A 19,107-nucleotide genomic window follows, 5' to 3' on the forward strand; every position below is an offset into this window, starting at 1 on the left:
CCACAGCATGAATGGCGCCGTGAAGTTTCGCGCAGGGAACGTACAAGGCCGAAGAAAAGTTGCAGGGTCTGCGACGCAAATTCGCAGTGTTGCCGGCCGCCCACAATGTGGCCGAAACTACACGCCCTCGAATTGCAGCCGCGCCAGACGCGCGTAGAGTCCGTTCGCCGCCACCAGCGACGTATGCGTGCCCTGCTCGACGATGCGGCCGCGGTCCATGACCAGGATGCGATCGCAGGACAGGACGGTCGCGAGGCGATGCGCGATCACCAGCGTGGTGCGGTCCTTCATCAGGCCTTCGAGCGCGGTCTGCACCAGGGTCTCGCTTTCGGCGTCGAGTGCCGAGGTCGCCTCGTCCAGCAGCAGCAGCGGCGCATCGCGCAGGATCGCGCGCGCGATCGCGATACGCTGACGCTGGCCGCCCGACAGCGTCACGCCACGTTCGCCGAGCGGGGTGTCGAAGCCTTCCGGCAGGCGGCGGATGAACTCGCTGGCATGAGCCAGATCGGCGGCGCGCTCGACCTCGGCGTCGCTCGCCTCGGGCCGGCCGAAGCGGATGTTCTCGCGCGCGCTCGCCGCGAACACGACGGACTCCTGCGGCACCAGCGCCATGCGCTCGCGCACCTTGCGCGGGTCGGCGGCGCGCACCGGCACACCGTCGACGGAGATCGAGCCCGAGGCCGGATCGTAGAACCGCAGCAGCAGATGAAACAGCGTGCTCTTGCCGGCGCCGGACGGACCGACGATCGCGACCTTCTCGCCGGCGCGGATGGAGAACGAGACCTCCTCGAGCACGCGGACGTCGGGACGGCTCGGATAGGCGAAACTGACATGGTCGAAGCCGATGTCGCCGCGCGCCGGCTCCGGCAGCGCGAGCGGGCGCGCCGGCGGCTTGATCTCGGGCTGCACGTGCAGCAACTCGAACAGGCGCTCGGCCGCGCCCGAAGCGGCGGAAACCTCGCCCCAGACTTCCGAGAGCTGGCCGAGGCCGGCGGCAGCGAACGCCGCGTACAGCACGAACTGGCCGAGCCGGCCGGCGCTGATATTGCCGGTCAGCACGTCGTGCGAGCCGACCCAGAGGATCGCGACGACGCTGGAGAACACGATGAAGATGATGATCGCGGTCAGCACGCCGCGCGCCTGGGTCGAGACGCGGGCGGCCTCATAGGCCTGCTCGACCTCACCGCCGAAACGCCCCGCCGCGAGCTTCTCGCTGGTATAGGCCTGCACCGTCCTGATCGCGCCGACCAGCTCCGAGGCATAGGCCGAGGCATCGGCGAGCGTGTCCTGCGCGTTGCGCGACAGCCGACGCACCCAGCGGCCGAAAGCGACCAGCGGCAGCACGATCAGCGGGATCGCCAGCAGCACGAACAGTGACAATTTCGGGCTGGTGAACACCATCATCCCGGTCGCACCGAGAAACAGCAGCAGATTGCGCAGCGCGATCGACACCGACGCGCCGGCCGCCGATTTGATCTGCGTGGTGTCGGCCGTCAGGCGCGAGACCAGCTCGCCGGAGCGCGCGGAATCGAAGAAGGACGGCGACAGCGACATCAGATGCGCGAACACGTCCCGGCGGATGTCGGCGACGATGCGCTCGCCGATCGTCATCACGAGGTAGTAGCGGGCGGCACTCGCCACCGCGAGCACGGCCACCACAGCGATCATGACGCTGAAGTAGCTGTTGATCAGCTCGATGCCCTTCGGCGTGAACCCGAAGTCGATCATACGGCGGACGGCGACCGGCACCAGGAGCGTGGTCAGCGCGGCAACCGTCAGCGCGATCAGCGCCAGCACGGCGCGGCCCCGATAGCGCATGATATAGGGGGCGAGCGCGAGCAGCGGTCGCAGCTTGGAGCGACGGACCGGGCTTGCCGGTTCGGCCAGCGCCTCGACGGCCGCGACGGCATCTCCGACCGGATCCTGCCCGGCAGCATTATGCCGTTCGTCAAGCCGTTCCACTGCGCTCATGGGCCACCTGAGAATTCTTCCAAATACCGGTTCTTCGTCCAGATAGGCCTTCCGGGCCGGAGTTTGCAAATCCGGAAACGTACCAAGGTGCTCATCCATGAGCTTGGCTTGTTTTGGGCGGGACCTTGGGCTATAGAGCGCGCCAATTGTCCCCCTTCAGTGACGACAGGATCAGGCGCGGCCGCGCGAGGTCATGTCTTCGCATTGCCCTAGGATGAAGCCATGAAAGCCGACATTCACCCGAATTATCATACGATTACGGTCGTGATGACCGACGGCACCGAGTACCAGACCCGCTCGACCTGGGGCAAAGAGGGCGACAAGCTCAACCTCGACATCGACCCGAAGTCGCACCCGGCCTGGACCGGCGGCACCCAGCAGATCATGGACCGCGGCGGCCGCGTCTCGCGCTTCCAGAAGAAGTTCCAGGGCTTCCTCAAGAAGGATTGATCCTTGCGCCGTGGCGCCGGCCTTTGGCCCCCGCCCGACGGATGGCAGACAGCAAAACGCCCCCGGAAACGGGGGCGTTTTTGTTTCTGGTCCGCTGGCGGATCGGGAGGAGCGGCCCGGATCGACCAAGCCGCCCGGAGCCGGGCTTACTGCTCGAAAGCGGCCTTCAGCCGGTTCAGATGCGGCACCAGCGGATTGCCGATCGCGCTCTGGTCCGGCGGCGGCGAATGGATGGTCGAGTCCAGGCGGCGGACCCGGGTCTGCAGGCTCATCGAGCGAGCGATCAGGTCCTGCAGCTGCTGCGGCAGCTTCTCCAGCATATCGTCCGGGCCCGGATCGGCGGCGGTCAGCTTGACCTTGGTCTTTTCGCGGTTGGCCTGGCTCAGGGTCATCTCGCCCTCCTTCACCGCGCGGTGAAGAAGCAGCCATGAAGCGAGTTGCATCAGCCGCGTGGTGAGCCGCATGCTCTCCGTCGCGTAGGTCAGGCTGACGGCGCGGTCGAGCGCCTTGGCCTCGTTGCGGCCGTCACCGTCGAGATAGGCAGCGGTCTCCTCGACCAGATCCATGCCTTCCCGGAACAGCGCGCCGAATGCAGCTGAGTTGGTGAGCCGCTCATTGAACTGAACAAGAGCGCCATCGCCCAGCAAACGGTCCGACATGGTTAACGCCTCTTAAACGCGACTGGTTACGCAATCCGGCAACCGCGCCGGTATGATGAACAAATCATTGCGCGGCCGCTTTCGAGAGTCCAGCAGCAACGCCGTTTATGGTTTCCACGGCGTGGGACATGCCGTGCCCTCGTACCACTTGCAGCTGTGATGCGGCTGATCAGGCCGATTTGCTGCGCTTGCGCTATTAGCAGACATGATCGCGGCAATAGTTTGCGGTAACCGGACGATCCTCATCATCCACATTGCGCTGCACAGGATTGTTAGCTCGGTCCTGCCGCTGCTCGCGCAAGCGACGTTCTTCAAGCACGGCGTCTGGGCATCGTTCCAGGCGCGCCGGCCGAGCATCCGCGACGGGCCGATCGCGAGCGCGCAAAAAAAGAGCCGCCGTTGCCGGCGGCTTTGAAGTTGATAACAGGGAGGCGTCAAACAGAGTGGACAGGAGCCACTCGGTGTCCAAACGAGGACAGTTCCGGTTGTAAACCCGAAAGCTTAATCAACCGTAAATGGCGAAAATTTTTCAAACTTCGTTAGCCATGTCGGCCACTGGCCGACCGTGTTTCTACGTGGCGACTGCCTTACGATTTGAAGATGCTGGCGGCTGCGTCGCGCGAGGCACGCTTCCTGGCGACCGCCTGCTCGATCCGTTCGATCTCCCCGCGCAGCAGCGCCACCCGGCTGGTCAGCTCCTCGACCGAGAGCATCGACAGATCCTGCCCGATCTCGTGCGAAACGGCCTTTTTCGGCCGGTCGTCATCGTCATTTGCCATCTGGTCCTCTCCCGGTTGCCAGCCATGCCCCGGCTGGCTTAAGCACGCCGCAGCACACGCTTCATCGCCTTCCGAGGATTTCTCATGGAACAGCTGCCTGCGCAAATGACCGTGGTCGCCATCAGCCAGCCCGGCGGACCCGAGGTGCTGAAGCCGGAGACGCGGCCGGTTCCGAAGCCCGGCCCCGGCGAGATCCTGATCAAGGTCAAAGCCGCAGGTGTGAACCGGCCCGACGTCGCGCAGCGCTCCGGCAGCTACCCGCCGCCGCCCGGTGCCAGCGACCTGCCGGGCCTGGAGGTCGCCGGCGAAGTCGTGGCGCTCGGCGAAGGCGCTGTCCGGCACAAGCTCGGCGACACCGTGATGTCGCTGGTCGCCGGCGGCGGCTACGCTGAATATTGCATCGCGCAGGACGCTCAGGCCATGGCGGTACCACCCGCGCTGTCGATTCTGGAGGCCGGAGCCCTGCCCGAGACCCTGATGACGGTCTGGCACAACGTGTTCGAGCGCGGCGCCCTGAAGGACGGCGAGACCCTGCTCGTGCATGGCGGCTCCTCCGGCATCGGCACGATGGCGATCCAGCTCGCCAAGGCGTTCGGCGCCAAGGTGCTGGTCACCGTCGGCTCGCAGGACAAGGCGGACGCCTGCGTCAAGCTCGGCGCCGACCGCGCCATCAACTACAAGACGGAAGACTTCGTCGCCGTGGTGAAGGAAGCCACCGGTGGCAAGGGCGCCAACGTCATCCTCGATATGGTCGGCGGCGACTACATCGAGCGCAACTACGACGTGGCCGCGACCGATGGCCGGATCGTGCAGATCGCCTTCCTGGGCAGTCCCAAGGCGACCGTCAACTTCGTCAAGTTGATGGTGAAACGTCTCACCCACACCGGCTCGACCCTGCGGCCGCGCAGCAATGCCGATAAGGCGGCAATGGTGGCCGCGATCGAGGCCAAGGTGATGCCGTTCCTGCGTGAAGGCCGCATCAAGCCGCTGATGGACTCGACCTTTCCACTGGTGGATGCAGCAAAAGCGCATGCACGCATGGAGACGAGCCAACATATTGGCAAAATTGTGTTGGAAATCTAGGCGCGGTCTAAACAGAGCGTGTTTGGAAACTCTTTGATTTTCCTCGCTTTCGTGCCAATGATCGCGCACATCTGAACCGTGCCTGGAACGGCTCCATTCGCCTGCGACGACGTCTTTCGAATTGGCTTGTTGCGCTCTGAGTTGGTGTCGAACGCGGAGATTTGACATTGCGTCTGATCAGGTGCCTTGCGTCACTGGCGCTGGGTCTCGTGATGTGTGGTGCCGTTACCGCCGCGCGGGCCGTTGACGCCGTCAGCGTTCGCAGCGACGCGCCTGCCATCGACCTCACCGGCATCCTCGATCATCAGCGCAGCGAAAACGACCGCATCCAGGTCTCGACCGCGCCGGGTACCGACGGCATCGTCCGCCGCATCGAGGTGCGCGCCCGCGAGGGCGGCCAGCACTGGATCGTGTTCGCGCTCGCCAACAATACCGACGACCAGCTCGACCGCCTGATCGTGGCGCCGCATTACCGCGTGGTCGGCTCCGGCGTGTTCTGGCCTGATCTCGGCCTGTCGCGCATCGCCACCATCACGCCCTCGATCGGCGACCTGCCGGAGCGGCAGGAGAGCCCGACCGCCGACGTCTTCCGCGTCACGCTCGATCCCGGCTCGGTCGTCACCTTCGTGGCCGAATTACGCACCGACAAGCTGCCGCAGCTCTATCTGTGGGAGCCCGAGGCCTACAAGGACAAGGTGAACTCGTTCACCTTGTACCAGGGCATCGTGATCGGCATCTCCGGCCTTCTCGCCCTCGTGCTCACGATCCTGTTCGTGGTCAAGGGCAGCATCATGTTTCCGGCCGCCGCGGCGCTGGCCTGGGCGGTGCTGGTGTATATCGGCGTCGACTTCGGCTTCTGGGGCAAGGTCCTGGACATGTCGAACAATGCCGAGCGCGTGTGGCGCGCGGCCGGCGAGGCGATCCTCGCCGCGACCTTGCTGGTGTTTTTGTTCGCCTATTTGAACCTCTCGCGCTGGCACGTTCGCTACTCGCACATCACGCTGGGCTGGCTGTTCTTCTTAGGGTCGCTGGTCGCGGTCGCGCTGTTCGATCCGGCGGTGGCCTCGGGCATCGCGCGGATGTCGCTGCTCCTGATCGCCGTGCTCGGCTTCGCGCTGATCGTCTATCTCTCCAGCCACGGCTTCGATCGCGCGGTGCTGCTGATCCCGACCTGGTTCCTGCTGACGGTCTGGGTTGCGGCCGCCGGCATGACGGTCGCGGGCCAGGTCACAAACGACATCGTCGGCCCCGCTTTGCTCGGCGGCCTCGTGCTCATCGTGATGCTGATCGGCTTCACCGTGATGCAGCACGCCTTCGCCGGCGGCGGCGCCACCACCGGCATCGTCTCCGACGTCGAGCGCCGCGCGCTGGCGCTGGCCGGTTCCGGCGATTTGATCTGGGACTGGGACGTCTCCGCCGACAAGGTGTTCACCAGCCCGGAGACCGAGAGCCTGCTCGGGCTGAAGCGCGGTACGCTCGAAGGGCCCGCCGCGAAATGGCTCGAGGTGCTGCATCCGCTCGACCAGGACCGCTTCCGCGCCGCGCTCGACAGCGTGCTCGACCAGCGCCGCGGCCGCCTCGTCCAGGATTTTCGCCTGCGCACGCCCGATGGGCATTTCATGTGGTTCGCGCTGAAGGCGCGCCCGGTGGTCGGCTCCGACGGCGAGGTGTCGCGCGTCGTCGGCACCCTCACCGATGTGACCGAGTTCAAGAATGCCGAGGAGCGCCTGCTCCACGACAGCGTGCATGACAATCTGACCGGCCTGCCCAACCGCAAGCTGTTCATCGACCGTCTCGCCGCGGTGGCCAATTTCGCCAAGACGATGCCGACCCTGCGGCCGACCCTGATGGTGATCGATCTCGACCGCTTCAAGCAGGTCAACGATTCCGTCGGCATCGCGGTCGGCGACTCCATCCTGCTGACCTTGGCGCGGCGGCTGTCGCGCATCCTCAAGCCCCAGGACACGCTGGCGCGGCTCGCCGGCGATCAGTTCGGCCTGATCCTGCTGTCGGAGCAGGACCCCGCCCGCATCACCGCCTTCGCCGAGACCATCCGCAAGACCATCCGCGCGCCGATCGCCTTCAACGAGCGCGAGATCTTCCTGACGGCGTCGATCGGGCTCGCTCTGTCCGATCCACAGACGCAACTGTCGGAGGACATCATCAAGGATGCCGAGCTTGCGATGTATCACTCCAAGCGCATCGGCGGCGACCGCATCGACGTCTACAAGCCGGCGATGCGCGCGCGCAAGAACGACCGGCTGACGCTCGAGAGCGAGCTGCGCCGTTCGATCGAGCGCCAGGAGATCACGATCCTCTACCAGCCGATCGTGCGGCTCGAGGATCGCTCGATCGCCGGCTTCGAGGCTTTGGCGCGCTGGGATCATCCGAAGCTCGGCCGGATGTCGCCGATCGAGTTCATCACCATCGCCGAGGAGATCGGCCTGATCGTCGATCTCGGCACCTTCGTGCTCGACCAGACCGCGCGGCAGCTCTCGGTATGGCAGCGCGCGACGCGGCTGCGCGAACCGATTTTTGCCAGCGTCAACGTCTCGTCGCGCCAGCTGCTCCGCCACGACCTGATCCACGACATCCGCTCGGTGCTGGCGCGCTCATCGGTGGCGCGCGGCTCGCTCAAGATCGAGCTGACGGAGTCACTGGTGATGGAGAACCCCGAGCACGCCGCGCAGATGCTGGCGCGCATCCGCGAGCTCGGCGTCGGCCTCTCGATCGACGATTTCGGCACCGGCCACTCGTCGCTCGCCTATCTGCAGCGTTTCCCGTTCGACACCTTGAAGATCGACCAGTCCTTCGTCCGCACCACCGCGCGCGGCACTCGGCCGGTGATTCTGAAGTCGATCATCGCGCTGGCGCACGATCTCGGCATGGACGTCGTGGCGGAAGGCGCGGAGTCGGACTCCGATGCCGTCGAGCTCTACCAGCTCGGTTGCGAATACGCCCAGGGCTACGCCTTCGGCGAGCCGATGGACGCCGACGCCGCCATGCGGCTGCTGACGGAAGAGCGGCTGGAAGCGGCGAGCTGATCCGCTCATCGGCCGCGGCCGGCGCGAGACAGGTCCGGCCGCCCGACATCCCCAGGATGTATCTTTTCTTTTCGATTGCTTGAGGTAGACTTACCGCAGTACCGCGTTCGCGTGCCGGCTGCGTGTGGCCGATGCGTCCTGGTGCGACAGGAGGCTCACGGCAGTGCCATCCGCGACGAGTCTAGTCGGATTCGAACCGCGACAGCGCCGCGAGCGCGCGGCGGTAGTTCTCCGCGCCGAGCCGCCGCGCCACCCGCTTCTCATGCGCGGCAACGGCCGCATTGGCCTTCTTCAGCATCATGCGGCCGTGCGGCGTCAGGCCGAGCGCGTGGGCCCGGCGGTCGTGCTCGGCGCGCTCGCGCACGATCAGTCCGGCCCGCTGCAGGCCGTCGAGCAGCCCGACCATGCGCGCGCGCTCGATACCGAGCGCCCCCGCGATCGCGATCTGCGTGGCGCCTCGGTTGGCGGCGATCGTCTCCAGGATCGAATAGCCGATGACATCGAGGTCGATTGCCGCCAGCGCGGCATTGACGTCGCGGAAGATCCAGTGCTGCAGGCGGCGGACGAAATAGCCGAGATGTTTCTCGAGCTCACCGAGACGGATTTCGGCGTCCTGCCTGGCTCCATCTTTGTGCGCTCCGGCACTCGCGCTCTTGGACATCAGGGGCTCGCTGACATGGGGCATTCCTGCGTAGACCGCTGCACTCTTGCGCACAAGCCGCCGCAATTGGTCACATCCACAATAATTGCAAACCACAACTATTCTGTTAGTCTCGCGTCCAACAAATACAGATGGGAGGGGAACGGTCATGCCGGCATCGATGGCGACGGCTGCCTGCATTGCGACGGCAATGCGGCGGCGCAATGCAGCTGATCGCGGCAGGGGCCGCGCCGCATCTCCCCTTGCCGTCGCGCGCTCTCCATGGATGACCGACCACCGCGCGGAGGTGCGCCATGGCTGAAGCCGAAGCGCGCCGCGCCGCCGCACCGGCGATGTTCGCGGCGCCATCGATCGAGGCGTTGAAACGCGACGACGGCGCGATCATCCTGCGCTCGCGCATGCCGCTGCTGCCGACGGTGCGCTGCACCGGCGAGTGGCTGGAGCATTGGGGCCGCCATTATCCCGACCGCACCTTCCTGGCCGAGCGCCGCGGCGACAGCTGGACCTGGATCACCTATGGCGAGACGCTCGCGCAGGTGCGCGCGGCCGCGTCCTGGATGCTGACGCAGGGGCTCGGCCCCGACCGTCCGCTCGCGATCCTCTCCGACAACAGCATCGCGCATGCCGTGCTGGCGCTCGCCGCGCAGCATGTCGGCATTCCCGTCTGCGCGATCTCGCCGGCCTATTCGCTGATGTCGACGGATCACGAGAAGCTGCGCGCGATGATCCGGCTGCTCGATCCCGGCGCCATCTTCGTCGCGCAGCGCGAGCCGTTTGCCCGGGCGCTGGCGGCCATCGAGGGCCTGCATCACGCGACGATCATCGCCGGCGACGGCGGCGGGACGAGCGCTGTCGCGTTGCAGAGCGTGCTTGCGACGAAGCCGGGCCCCGAGGTGGAGAGCGCCTTTGCCGCGGTGACGCCCGACACGATCGCAAAGCTGCTGTTCACCTCGGGTTCGACCGGACAGCCCAAAGCCGTGATCAACACGCATCGGATGCTGACGATGAGCCAGCAGGCCAAGGGCCAGCTCTGGACCTTTCTGCGCGAGGTCGAAGGCGGCCCTGTCATCGTCGACTGGCTGCCCTGGAGCCACACCTTCGGCGCCAACCACAACTTCAACCTGGTGCTCGCCCACGGCGGCTCGATCTACATCGACGGCGGCAAGCCCGCGCCCGGCCTGTTCGAGACCTCGCTTGCGAATCTGCGCAGTATCGTGCCGACGATCTACTTCAACGTTCCGCGCGGCTTCGACATGCTGGTCACGGCGCTCAGGGCGGACGACACGCTGCGGCAGAAATTCTTCTCGGGCGTGCGCTGCATCCTCTATGCCGCGGCGGCGCTGCCGCAGAATCTTTGGGACGCGCTCAACGAGATGAGCCGGGCCACGATCGGCCGTCCCGCCCCGCTGGTCTCGGCCTGGGGCGCCACCGAGACCTCGCCGCTGGCGACCGACTGCCACTTCTTCGCCGAGCGCGCTGGCAATATCGGCGTGCCGATCCCCGGCACGGAGCTCAAGCTGGTGCCAGCGGGCGAGAAGCTCGAGGTGCGCATACGCGGATCGAACGTCATGCCGGGCTATTGGAAGGCGCCGGACATCACCGCCGCCGCCTTCGACGAAGAGGGCTTCTACAAGATCGGCGATGCCGTGAAGCTCGCCGATCCCGATCACCCCGAGCGCGGCCTGTTCTTCGACGGCCGCATCACCGAGGATTTCAAGCTCAGCTCCGGCACCTGGGTCAATGTCGGCGCGCTGCGTGTCGCCGGCATCGCGGCACTGGCGCCGCTGGCGCAGGACATCGTCATCGCCGGACACGGCACCGACGAAGTCCATTTCCTGATCGTGCCCAACATCGCCGCCTGTCGTACCCACGCCGGCCTTACAGACAGCGCGACAGCCGGCGACATCCTGGGACACGCGTCGGTGCGCGAGGCCGTCGCACAGGGGCTTGCCAAACTACGCGCCGAGGCAGTCGGCTCGTCACGCTACGCCGCGCGTGCGCTGCTGATGGCCGAACCACCCTCGCTCGATGCCGGCGAGATCACCGACAAGGGTTATATCAATCAGCGCGCCGTGCTGACGCGCCGCGCTCATCTCGTGGCAAGGCTGCAGGACGACGCCGCGCCCGAAGTCATCAGGCCAACGCGCAATTGATAGAACGGGGCCGCATCACGCATCCATCCAGCAACCCGTCGGGTCGGCCTGAAATTCCGTAGAACTACGTGCCGGACAACCTCCATTCGGCATGATGCTACCATGCGCACTTAACCGGGCATCAACCGCGATTCCTTAAAGTCGTTCGCAATCAGCCCTCCTCTCGCGCCCCGGTATCTCCATGGCTCAGCCGCGTTTCTCTCTTGCGCTTCGCATCTACGCGATCATCGGCCTGTCCTTTTGTGGACTCCTCGGGCTCGCGGCCACGCAGACGCAGAATCTCGAAAGCTCCCTGAAGGAGCAGCGGCAGAGCGAGCTGGTCCATCTGACGCAGACGGCCCTCAGCATCGCCCGCGAGGAACATGATGCGATCGCGCGCGACAAGGTGGCGCCCGAGCTCGCGCAGAAAAAGGCGGCGGAGCGGATCGGCAAGCTGCGCTACGGCAGCGGCGACTACTTCTGGATCAACGACATGGCTCCGAAGATGGTCATGCATCCGATCAAGCCGGAGCTGAACGGGCAGAGCCTTGCCGACAACAAGGATCCGACCGGCAAGCGGCTGTTCATGGAGATGGTCGATGTCGTCAAGCGCCAGGGCGCCGGCGTCGTCGACTACATGTGGCCGAAGCCCGGCAAGGACGCGCCGCAGCCGAAGATGTCCTATGTCGCCGGCTTCGAGCCGTGGGGCTGGATCATCGGCACCGGTGTCTATGTCGACGATCTCGAAGCTCAGATGTGGGAGAGCAAGCGCGGCGTCTTCATCACGGCCTTGCTGGTGATGCTGGTCATCGGGTCGATCACGCTGATCATCGCCCGCCGGATGTCCGCGGCATTGGCCTCGATGGGCGCTGCGTTGAACGAGCTGGGTCACGGCAATTTCGATATCAAGCTGCCGGGCCTCAATCGCAGCGATGAGCTCGGCGACATGGCGCGTTCGATCGAACAGTTCCGGCTGAAGACGGAGGAAAAGGCACGGCAGACCGCGATGCTCGAGGACGAGCAGCGCCAAGTCGCCGAGCGCGTCAAGAGCAAGGCGCTGCAGGAAATGGCCGAAGCGGTCGAGCAGGCGGCGAGCACGGCGGTCGGCGAGGTTGCCGACGGCACCGGCCACATGGCCAAGAACGCGAAATCGATGACGGATAGCGCGCTGACGCTGGAGCGCAATTCGAGCAGCGTCGCCGCTGCCGCCGAACAGGCGCTCGCGACCACGCAGACCGTCGCCAAGGCGTCCTCGCAACTCGCGGCCTCGATCTCGCAGATCTCGGCCCAGGTCAGTTCCTCGCGTGAGCTGACCCGCAAGGCGGTCGCGACATCGTCCGAGGCGCAGGCGACGATCGCCAAACTGTCGGAAGCCGCCGACAAGGTGGGAGCCGTCACCAGCCTGATCAGCGAGATCGCGGGGCAGACCAACCTGCTCGCGCTGAACGCGACGATCGAAGCGGCGCGCGCCGGTGACGCCGGCCGTGGCTTCGCGGTGGTCGCCTCCGAAGTGAAGTCGCTCGCCGAGCAGACCGCAAAGGCCACCAGCGAGATCGCGCAGCAGATCGCCGAGATCCAGGAGTCGACACGCGCGTCGGTGACCTCGATCGGCGCGATCGGTGAGGTCATCCGCAACGTCGAGGCGGTGTCGTCCGGGATCGCCGACGCGATCCAGGCGCAGAACAGCGTGACCATGGAGATCTCGCGCACCGTCGAGGAGACCTCGGCGGCGGCCCGCGAGGTGGCCAGCCAGATCGCCGAGGTCTCGCGCGAAGCCAGCGAAGCCGGCCGTCGTTCGACCGACATTCGCGACGGATCGAGCACCGTCGCCGAAAAGGTCCAGCGCCTCCGCACCGAGCTGGTCCGGGTGATCCGGACCTCGACCTCCGATGTCGACCGCCGCCTGTCGACGCGGCTCAACATCAACCGTCCCGGCACGCTTCAGGTGAATGGCGAGGCGATCGGCATCACAGTGCGGAACCTGTCGCTCGGCGGCGCGCTGCTCGAGCAGATCCCGGTGCGGCTGTCGGTCAACACGCCGGTGACGCTTGCGATCACGGGCATGGTGTCGGATCTGCCGGGCACGGTGACCCGCGTCGGCGATCGCACCGCGCTGGTGCAGTTCACGCTCAACGCCGAGCAGTCGGCGCGCCTGACGGGCATCATTTCCGAACGCCAGGCGGCGTGATCCGCGGAGACTCAACAGGCAACGCGATCGCGTTTGAGATGCGGAGCTCTCCCAACGAGCGGTCCTGCCAGTTAGTTACCCCGTCATGCCCGGGCTTGTCCCGGGCATCCACGTCGTTCTCAGCATGCCGGCCGACGTGGATGGCCGGGACAAGCCCGGCCACGACGGCGTGGAAAGAGCATGCGAAACCCGTGGCGCGCTTCGTCCCGCAGTTAGCGAAAATGGCAGGCGACGAGATGGCCCTCGTCGCTGGCCTTGAGCGGCGGTACTTCCTTGCTGCAGACGTCCTTGGCGATCGGGCAGCGGGTATGGAAGTGGCAGCCGGACGGCGGATTGATCGGGCTCGGCACCTCGCCCTTCAAACGGACGCGCTTGCGCTTCACGCTCGGGTCGGGGATCGGGACCGCCGACAGCAGCGCCTCGGTGTAGGGATGCTTCGGCGTCGAATAGAGCTGGCGTGACGGCGCGGTCTCGACGATGCGGCCGAGATACATCACGGCGACACGGCGGCTGATGTGCTCGACGACCGAGAGGTCGTGCGCGACGAACAGATAGGCGATGCCGAACTTCTGCTGCAAATCCTCGAGCAGATTGATGACCTGGGCCTGGATCGAGACGTCGAGCGCCGACACCGGCTCGTCGCAGATGATCAGCTTCGGCTCGACCGCGATGGCGCGCGCGATGCCGATGCGCTGGCGCTGGCCGCCGGAGAATTCGTGCGGATAGCGCGTCATGTGATCGGCCTGCAGGCCGACGGTCTCCAGCAGATGAACGATGCGCTCTTCGTATTGCTGGCGCGAGGACGCCAGCCCGTGGATCGTCAGCGCTTCGCCGATGATGGCGCCGATGGTCATGCGCGGGTTGAGCGAGGCGTAAGGGTCCTGGAAGATGATCTGGATGTCGCGGCGCAGCGCCCGCAGGCTCTCGCCCGAGAGCGAGATCACGTCCTTGCCCTCGAAGGTCAACTCGCCCGAGCTCGGCTCGATCAACCTGAGCACGCAGCGGCCCGTGGTCGACTTGCCGCAGCCGGATTCGCCGACCAGGCCGAATGTCTCGCTCGGCTCGATATGGAAGTTGACGCCGTCGACCGCGCGGACGCTGCCGATCTGGCGTTTCAAGAGCCCGCCCTTGATCGGGAACGCCTTGGTCAGGTTGCGCACCGTGAGCAGCGGCGCCGATGCGGCAACGGGAGCAGTGACAGCTTCGGTCATCACGACAACGTCTCTTCGGCGCGGATACACGCCACCTTGTGGCCGGGCTCGATCTCGCGCAGCGGCGGCTGCGCAAGCTTGCACTCGGGGATGACGAAGCGGCAGCGCGAGGCGAAGCGGCAGCCTTGCGGCGGATTAACCAGCTTCGGCACGCTGCCGGGAATGCTCTCCAGCCGGCTCTTCTTGACCGCCGCGAGATCGATGCGCGGGATCGAACGGATCAAGCCCTGGGTGTAGGGATGGCGGGGATTTGCGAACAGCCTGTCGACCGGCGCCTCCTCGGCCACGCGGCCCGCATACATCACGACCACGCGCTCGGCGACCTCGGCCACGACGCCCATGGCGTGCGTGATCAGCATGATCGACATGCCGAGCCGCTCCTTCATGTCGAGCAGCAGGTCGAGGATCTGCGCCTGGATCGTCACGTCGAGCGCGGTGGTCGGCTCGTCGGCGATCAGGAGTTTTGGATTGCACGACAGCGCCATCGCGATCATCACGCGCTGGCGCATGCCGCCGGAGAAATGATGCGGATAGTCGTGCACGCGGCGCTGCGGATTGGGAATCTGCACCAGCGCCAGCATCTCCGCCGCACGGTCCATCGCCGCCTTCTTCGAGAGCCCCTGATGCAGCCGGATCACCTCGGCGATCTGGTCACCGACCGTGTAAACCGGGTTGAGCGAGGTCATCGGCTCCTGGAACACGATCGCGATCTCGCTGGCACGGATGCGATTGAGCTCGGAGGTCGGCAGCGGGACGAGGTCCCGCCCCTGCCACAGTATCTGACCGCCGGCGATGCGGCCGGGCGGCATCGCGATCAGCTTCAGCACCGACATCGCGGTGACGGTCTTGCCGGAGCCGGACTCGCCGACGACGCACAAGGTCTCACCGCGATTGATGGTGATGTCGACGCCGTCGACGGCCTGAACCTGACCTTCGTCGGAGTTGAAATAGGTCTTGAGCCCCTTGATCTCAAGGAGGGGCGTGACACGAGCATCCATCACATCACCTTCCGCGGATCGAGCGCATCGCGCAGGCCGTCGCCGATGAAGTTGATCGCGATGACCGTGAGGAAGATCGCGCCGCCGGCGAACAGCGCCCAATGCGGCGCGATGTCGAGATAATCCTTGGCGTCGAACAGCAGCCGGCCCCAGGTCGGAATGTCCGGCGGGAAGCCGAGGCCGAGGAACGACAAGGTCGATTCCGCGATGATCGCGGCGGCCACGTCGATCGTGCCGGCCACGATCACCGGCCCGAGCGCGTTCGGCAGGATGTGGCGGACGATGAGACGCAGATTCGACGCGCCGAGCGCGCGCGCCGCCTCGACGAACTCCTTCTCGCGCAGCGACAGAAACTGCGCGCGTACCAGGCGCGCCACCGGCATCCAGCGGAAGCCGCCGATGACGAGCACGATCAGCACGAACACGCCGCCTTCAGGGCCAAGCCAGCCTTTGAGGAAGTCGCGGAACAGATAGATGATCAGCAGCAGCAGCGGCAGTTGCGGCAGCGACAGGAACAGGTCTGTCAGCCACATCAGCGCGGCATCAACCGGCCCCTTCGCGGTGCCGGCGAGTGCGCCGACGACGATGCCGACCAGCAGCGCCACGCCCATCGCCGCGAAGCCGACGGCGAGCGAGATGCGGCCGCCATAGATCATGCGCGCCAGGAGATCCTGGCCGAGATCGTCTGTGCCGAACGGATGCTCCCAGGACGGCGGTGCGAGGCGCGCGGTGAAATCGATCTCGTTGATCGGAATCCGCCACAGGAACGGGCCGAGCACGATCGACAGCGCGAGCAGCAGCAGCACGACAATGCTGGCCGCCGCGAGGCGGTGACGGAGGAAGCGGCGGAGCGCGTCGCGGCCCGGCGAGAACCGCCGTTTGGGCGATGCGGCGACCGGCGCCGTCTCAACGGAAGGAGATGCGTGGGTCAAGCCAGCCATACAGGATGTCTGCGATGAGGTTGAAGAGGACGACGAGGCAGGCGAACACGAAGGTCACGGCCATGATGACCGGCGTATCATTCGCAAGGATCGCGCTGATCAGGAGCGAGCCGATGCCGGGAATGCGGAAGATCTGCTCGGTGACGATGGCTCCGCCGAACACCGTCGGCATCTGCAGCGCCACCAGCGTGACCACCGGGATCAGCGCGTTGCGCACGACGTGCTTGACGATGACCTTGCGCTCGTCGAGGCCCTTGGAGCGCGCGGTCGTGACGTAGTCGAGCTTGATCACGTCGAGCACGGCCGAGCGGACATAGCGGGTGTAGGACGCCGCCTGATAGAGGCCGAGCACCGTGATCGGCATGATCGCCTGCTTGATGCTCTCCCACCACCATTGCCATCCCGTGGCCTGCAGATCGGCGCGATAGACGAACGGCAGCCAGCCGAGATTGACGCTGAAGATCAGGATCAGCAGCAGGCCGGTGAAGAAGGTCGGCAGCGAGAAACCGATGAAGGCGAAGGTGTTGGCGATCTGGTCGAAGATCGAATAGGGCCGTCGCGCCGCCAGCACGCCGACCGGCAGCGCCACCGCGAGCGCGAGGATCTGCGCGGTGCCGACCACATAGAGCGTGGTCGGAATCCGCTGGAGGATCAGGGTGTCGACATTGACACGGCTGGCGAAGGAGAAGCCCCAATCGCCCTGGAACATGGCGAGCAGCCAGCGCACGTAGCGCACCAGCACGGGATCGTTCATCCCGAACTTGATGCGCAAGGCCTCGCGCACCTCGGGCGGCACGTTCGGATTGCTCGCGAGCTCGCCGAACGGGTCGCCCGGCGCCAGCGCGAGCAGCACGAACAGGATGAGGCTGATGCCGAGCAGGCTCGGCAAAGCGACGATGAGGCGCCTGAGAAGGTAGTTTCCCATCGCTCCACCCCTACGATGTCTGGCTGGTCATGCGGGCCGCGCGTCAGCTCGCCCGATGCCAGGTCGCGATGAACGCGAGGTCGTTGTCCCAGCCGCTCTTGTACAGCACCATGCCGTTCTTGACGCCGATGACGTTGAGCCGGTTGATCTCCGGCAGCACGTAGTTGTCGCGCACGACGAGGTCGTTGAGCTTGATGAAGTGCGCGGCGCGCTTGACGGGATCCAGCTCGCTCTGGGCCAGCTTGTAGGTCTCGTCATAGTCCTTGTTCTGCCAGCGGCAGACGTTGCGGCCCTGCCACTTGTTCTCCTTGGTGGCGCACTCCCACGAGGTGAACTGGTTCATGAAGAACTGCGGATCGGCCTGCGGCATCGTCGTCTGGTACATCTGCATGTCGCAGTAGAAATGCGAGTAGGTGTCGGGGTTGGCGACATCAGAGGAGAAGAACACGGAGGCCACGACCGACTTCAGCTCGACATCGATGCCGGCCTTCTGACAGGCCTGCTTGATGATCGCCTGGTTCTTCTGGCGCGGGCCGTTGATCGAGGTCTGGAACACGAATTTGAGCGGCTTGCCGTCCTTCTCACGAATGCCGGAGGAGCCCTTCTTCCAGCCGGCGGCGTCGAGGATCTGGTTGGCCTTCTCGATCGAGAACTCGAACGTATTGTTCTTCGAGCGGAAGCGCTCGGGATTATTGAGGAAGTTCGGCGTCGCGACGCCGGCGCGGCCATAGATGAACTTCTGCACCGAGGCGCGGTCGATCAGCAGGTTGAGCGCCTTGCGCACCTCGGGATCGGAGAACAGCGGGTGCTTGGTCTTGAGACTGGCGCGCTCGCCGTCCACCTCGGTGTTGGGATCGGTGACGTTGAGGCCGATATATTCGATGTGGCCCGTCAGCGTGAGATCGGCCTTGCCCTGGCCGCCGGCCTCGAGCTTCTGAAGGATCTCGTCCTCGACCTGCAGATTGTAGGCGTAGTCATACTCGCCGGTCTGCAGCACCGCGCGCGCCGCCGACACCGCGTCGCCGCCGCCCTTGATCTCGACCGTGTCGAAATAAGGCTGCGTCGGAACGTGATAGTCCGGGAAGCGCTTGCCGGCGACGGTGTCGCCCGGCTTGAAGTCCACGAACATATAGGGGCCGGTGCCGATCGGCTTCAGGTTCGCCGGCGCCTCGCGCGACTTGCTGCCGATGTAGTCCGCAAAATGGTGCTTGGGAATGATGCAGCCGAACGACGCCACGAAGCCGTCGGCCCAGAACGGAGTCGGCTGCGGGAAGATCAGCTTCACCGTGAGGTCGTCGATCTTCTCGATCGCCTTGATGTTCTTGTAGCTGCCGATCGAGACCGCCGAGGTCTCGGGATTGTTGGCGTATTCCCAGTTGAAGATCACGTCGTCGGCCGTGAACGGCTTGCCGTCGTGCCACTTCACGCCAGGCTTCAGCTTCCAGGTGACGGACAGGCCGTCCGCGGCAAGACCGCCGTTCTCCTTGCTCGGGATTTCGGCCGCCAGAATCGGAACGAGATTGCCTTCCTTGTCCCAGCCCGCCAGCGGCTCGTAGAACAGGCGGCAGGCCTCCTGGTCCTTGGTGCCGATGGCGAAATGCGGATTGAGCAGGGTCGGCGCCTGCCACAGCAGAAGCTTGAGCGGACCGCCGCCGCCGGCCTTGGTCGGCTTGTAGGGAATGGCGTCGGCGGCCACCGCGATGCCGGAATAGGAGAGCATGGCGCCGGCCATCGGCGCGGTCAGCCCCACGGCAATCATCCGCTGCACAAATTCGCGCCGCGACAGGCGTCCCGCTTTGACATCAGCGATCTGGTTACGGAGGTCACGCTCGTTCATTCAATCGGCTCCAAGCTGGTGCTGATGCCCAAAAAAACGCGCCCCGCGATGCATCGGCGCGGAGCTGCACAAAATTGGATCAGCCTTCGAAGCGACTGTCAAAGCAGAATCCGGGCCAATTTCGCAAGATGGAAAGGATCGATTGTCGCACCTTTGCGGTGCGACAATCTGCGCTGCACAGCACCCGGAAAATGGAACTACGCGGCGGAACTGTAGCCCTGCACCAGC

General features: G+C 65.6%; 15 protein-coding genes. 6 read left to right on the plus strand and 9 right to left on the minus strand.

The window, feature by feature from the left end; genetic code table 11:
- Window positions 1-117 precede the first annotated feature (117 nt).
- Entirely contained in the window at window positions 118-1,971 is a 1,854-nt protein-coding gene (locus ACQR1L_RS02040; protein ID WP_434856246.1) for an ABC transporter ATP-binding protein/permease, read from the minus strand.
- Between the two features lie 222 nt (window positions 1,972-2,193).
- On the opposite strand from ACQR1L_RS02040, the gene rpmE reads away from it, so the two are divergent.
- Window positions 2,194-2,421 carry a 50S ribosomal protein L31 gene (gene rpmE, locus ACQR1L_RS02045; protein ID WP_012046762.1) on the plus strand — a complete coding sequence of 76 codons (228 nt, stop codon included), beginning with the start codon at window positions 2,194-2,196 and terminating at the stop codon, window positions 2,419-2,421.
- A 146-nt stretch (window positions 2,422-2,567) separates the two neighbouring features.
- On the opposite strand, the gene ACQR1L_RS02050 is transcribed toward rpmE, so the two are convergent.
- Window positions 2,568-3,080 carry a DUF1465 family protein gene (locus ACQR1L_RS02050; protein WP_434856247.1) on the minus strand — a complete coding sequence of 171 codons (513 nt, stop codon included), beginning with the start codon at window positions 3,078-3,080 and terminating at the stop codon, window positions 2,568-2,570.
- Between the two features lie 205 nt (window positions 3,081-3,285).
- On the opposite strand from ACQR1L_RS02050, the gene ACQR1L_RS02055 reads away from it, so the two are divergent.
- Window positions 3,286-3,495 carry a hypothetical protein gene (locus ACQR1L_RS02055; protein ID WP_434856248.1) on the plus strand — a complete coding sequence of 70 codons (210 nt, stop codon included), beginning with the start codon at window positions 3,286-3,288 and terminating at the stop codon, window positions 3,493-3,495.
- A 172-nt stretch (window positions 3,496-3,667) separates the two neighbouring features.
- On the opposite strand, the gene ACQR1L_RS02060 is transcribed toward ACQR1L_RS02055, so the two are convergent.
- Window positions 3,668-3,859: a DUF1192 domain-containing protein gene (locus tag ACQR1L_RS02060; protein WP_434856249.1), complete on the minus strand. Its 192-nt coding sequence runs from the start codon at window positions 3,857-3,859 to the stop codon at window positions 3,668-3,670.
- An 84-nt stretch (window positions 3,860-3,943) separates the two neighbouring features.
- Between ACQR1L_RS02060 and ACQR1L_RS02065 the strand changes: the two genes are divergently transcribed.
- Together ACQR1L_RS02065 and ACQR1L_RS02070 are read left to right on the plus strand one after the other, a co-directional pair.
- Window positions 3,944-4,942, plus strand: a complete 999-nt coding sequence (locus tag ACQR1L_RS02065) for an NAD(P)H-quinone oxidoreductase (protein WP_434856250.1) — start codon at window positions 3,944-3,946, stop codon at window positions 4,940-4,942.
- A gap of 167 nt (window positions 4,943-5,109) precedes the next feature.
- Window positions 5,110-7,986 (plus strand): EAL domain-containing protein, encoded by a 2,877-nt coding sequence (locus ACQR1L_RS02070; RefSeq protein ID WP_434856251.1) that lies wholly within the window; start codon window positions 5,110-5,112, stop codon window positions 7,984-7,986.
- Window positions 7,987-8,167: 181 nt separating this feature from the next.
- Here the strand turns inward: ACQR1L_RS02070 and ACQR1L_RS02075 are convergent, their stop codons facing one another.
- Window positions 8,168-8,647, minus strand: a complete 480-nt coding sequence (locus tag ACQR1L_RS02075) for a MarR family winged helix-turn-helix transcriptional regulator (protein ID WP_434856252.1) — start codon at window positions 8,645-8,647, stop codon at window positions 8,168-8,170.
- Between the two features lie 293 nt (window positions 8,648-8,940).
- On the opposite strand from ACQR1L_RS02075, the gene ACQR1L_RS02080 reads away from it, so the two are divergent.
- Both ACQR1L_RS02080 and ACQR1L_RS02085 read left to right on the plus strand, forming a co-directional pair.
- Window positions 8,941-10,800, plus strand: coding sequence for a feruloyl-CoA synthase (locus ACQR1L_RS02080; RefSeq protein ID WP_434856253.1), 1,860 nt, complete (start codon window positions 8,941-8,943; stop codon window positions 10,798-10,800).
- Between the two features lie 181 nt (window positions 10,801-10,981).
- On the plus strand, window positions 10,982-12,967 hold the full coding sequence (locus ACQR1L_RS02085; RefSeq protein ID WP_434856254.1) for a cache domain-containing protein: 1,986 nt from the start codon (window positions 10,982-10,984) through the stop codon (window positions 12,965-12,967).
- Between the two features lie 212 nt (window positions 12,968-13,179).
- Here ACQR1L_RS02085 and ACQR1L_RS02090 read toward each other — a convergent pair whose 3' ends face one another.
- The 5 genes from ACQR1L_RS02090 to ACQR1L_RS02110 are packed head-to-tail and all read right to left on the minus strand — an operon-like array spanning window position 13,180 to window position 18,879.
- Window positions 13,180-14,178 carry an ABC transporter ATP-binding protein gene (locus tag ACQR1L_RS02090; protein ID WP_434856255.1) on the minus strand — a complete coding sequence of 333 codons (999 nt, stop codon included), beginning with the start codon at window positions 14,176-14,178 and terminating at the stop codon, window positions 13,180-13,182.
- The gene (locus tag ACQR1L_RS02095; protein ID WP_434856256.1) at window positions 14,178-15,176 is read right to left on the minus strand and encodes an ABC transporter ATP-binding protein; all 999 of its coding nucleotides are present in this window, start codon (window positions 15,174-15,176) and stop codon (window positions 14,178-14,180) included. Before ACQR1L_RS02095 ends, ACQR1L_RS02090 begins: the two co-directional genes overlap by 1 nt.
- Window positions 15,176-16,117: an ABC transporter permease gene (locus tag ACQR1L_RS02100; protein WP_434856257.1), complete on the minus strand. Its 942-nt coding sequence runs from the start codon at window positions 16,115-16,117 to the stop codon at window positions 15,176-15,178. The genes ACQR1L_RS02095 and ACQR1L_RS02100 overlap by 1 nt, the downstream gene beginning before the upstream one ends.
- Window positions 16,083-17,042, minus strand: coding sequence for an ABC transporter permease (locus ACQR1L_RS02105; RefSeq protein ID WP_434856258.1), 960 nt, complete (start codon window positions 17,040-17,042; stop codon window positions 16,083-16,085). Before ACQR1L_RS02105 ends, ACQR1L_RS02100 begins: the two co-directional genes overlap by 35 nt.
- Before the next feature lie 43 nt (window positions 17,043-17,085).
- On the minus strand, window positions 17,086-18,879 hold the full coding sequence (locus tag ACQR1L_RS02110) for a peptide ABC transporter substrate-binding protein (RefSeq protein WP_434856259.1): 1,794 nt from the start codon (window positions 18,877-18,879) through the stop codon (window positions 17,086-17,088).
- Window positions 18,880-19,107 lie beyond the last annotated feature (228 nt).

Source organism: Bradyrhizobium sp. HKCCYLR20261, from assembly GCF_051168435.1.
GTDB lineage: Bacteria > Pseudomonadota > Alphaproteobacteria > Rhizobiales > Xanthobacteraceae > Bradyrhizobium.

Excerpts from the sequence above, each read along its gene's own strand:
- ACQR1L_RS02060 (WP_434856249.1), bottom strand. The coding sequence starts at position 3,859 with ATGGCAAATGACGATGACGACCGGCCGAAAAAGGCCGTTTCGCACGAG.
- ACQR1L_RS02110 (WP_434856259.1), bottom strand. The coding sequence starts at position 18,879 with ATGAACGAGCGTGACCTCCGTAACCAGATCGCTGATGTCAAAGCGGGA.
- ACQR1L_RS02090 (WP_434856255.1), bottom strand. The coding sequence starts at position 14,178 with ATGACCGAAGCTGTCACTGCTCCCGTTGCCGCATCGGCGCCGCTGCTC.
- ACQR1L_RS02065 (WP_434856250.1), top strand. The coding sequence starts at position 3,944 with ATGGAACAGCTGCCTGCGCAAATGACCGTGGTCGCCATCAGCCAGCCC.
- ACQR1L_RS02040 (WP_434856246.1), bottom strand. The coding sequence starts at position 1,971 with ATGAGCGCAGTGGAACGGCTTGACGAACGGCATAATGCTGCCGGGCAG.
- ACQR1L_RS02085 (WP_434856254.1), top strand. The coding sequence starts at position 10,982 with ATGGCTCAGCCGCGTTTCTCTCTTGCGCTTCGCATCTACGCGATCATC.
- ACQR1L_RS02100 (WP_434856257.1), bottom strand. The coding sequence starts at position 16,117 with ATGGCTGGCTTGACCCACGCATCTCCTTCCGTTGAGACGGCGCCGGTC.
- ACQR1L_RS02055 (WP_434856248.1), top strand. The coding sequence starts at position 3,286 with ATGATCGCGGCAATAGTTTGCGGTAACCGGACGATCCTCATCATCCAC.
- rpmE (WP_012046762.1), top strand. The coding sequence starts at position 2,194 with ATGAAAGCCGACATTCACCCGAATTATCATACGATTACGGTCGTGATG.
- ACQR1L_RS02095 (WP_434856256.1), bottom strand. The coding sequence starts at position 15,176 with ATGGATGCTCGTGTCACGCCCCTCCTTGAGATCAAGGGGCTCAAGACC.
- ACQR1L_RS02105 (WP_434856258.1), bottom strand. The coding sequence starts at position 17,042 with ATGGGAAACTACCTTCTCAGGCGCCTCATCGTCGCTTTGCCGAGCCTG.
- ACQR1L_RS02050 (WP_434856247.1), bottom strand. The coding sequence starts at position 3,080 with ATGTCGGACCGTTTGCTGGGCGATGGCGCTCTTGTTCAGTTCAATGAG.
- ACQR1L_RS02080 (WP_434856253.1), top strand. The coding sequence starts at position 8,941 with ATGGCTGAAGCCGAAGCGCGCCGCGCCGCCGCACCGGCGATGTTCGCG.
- ACQR1L_RS02075 (WP_434856252.1), bottom strand. The coding sequence starts at position 8,647 with ATGTCCAAGAGCGCGAGTGCCGGAGCGCACAAAGATGGAGCCAGGCAG.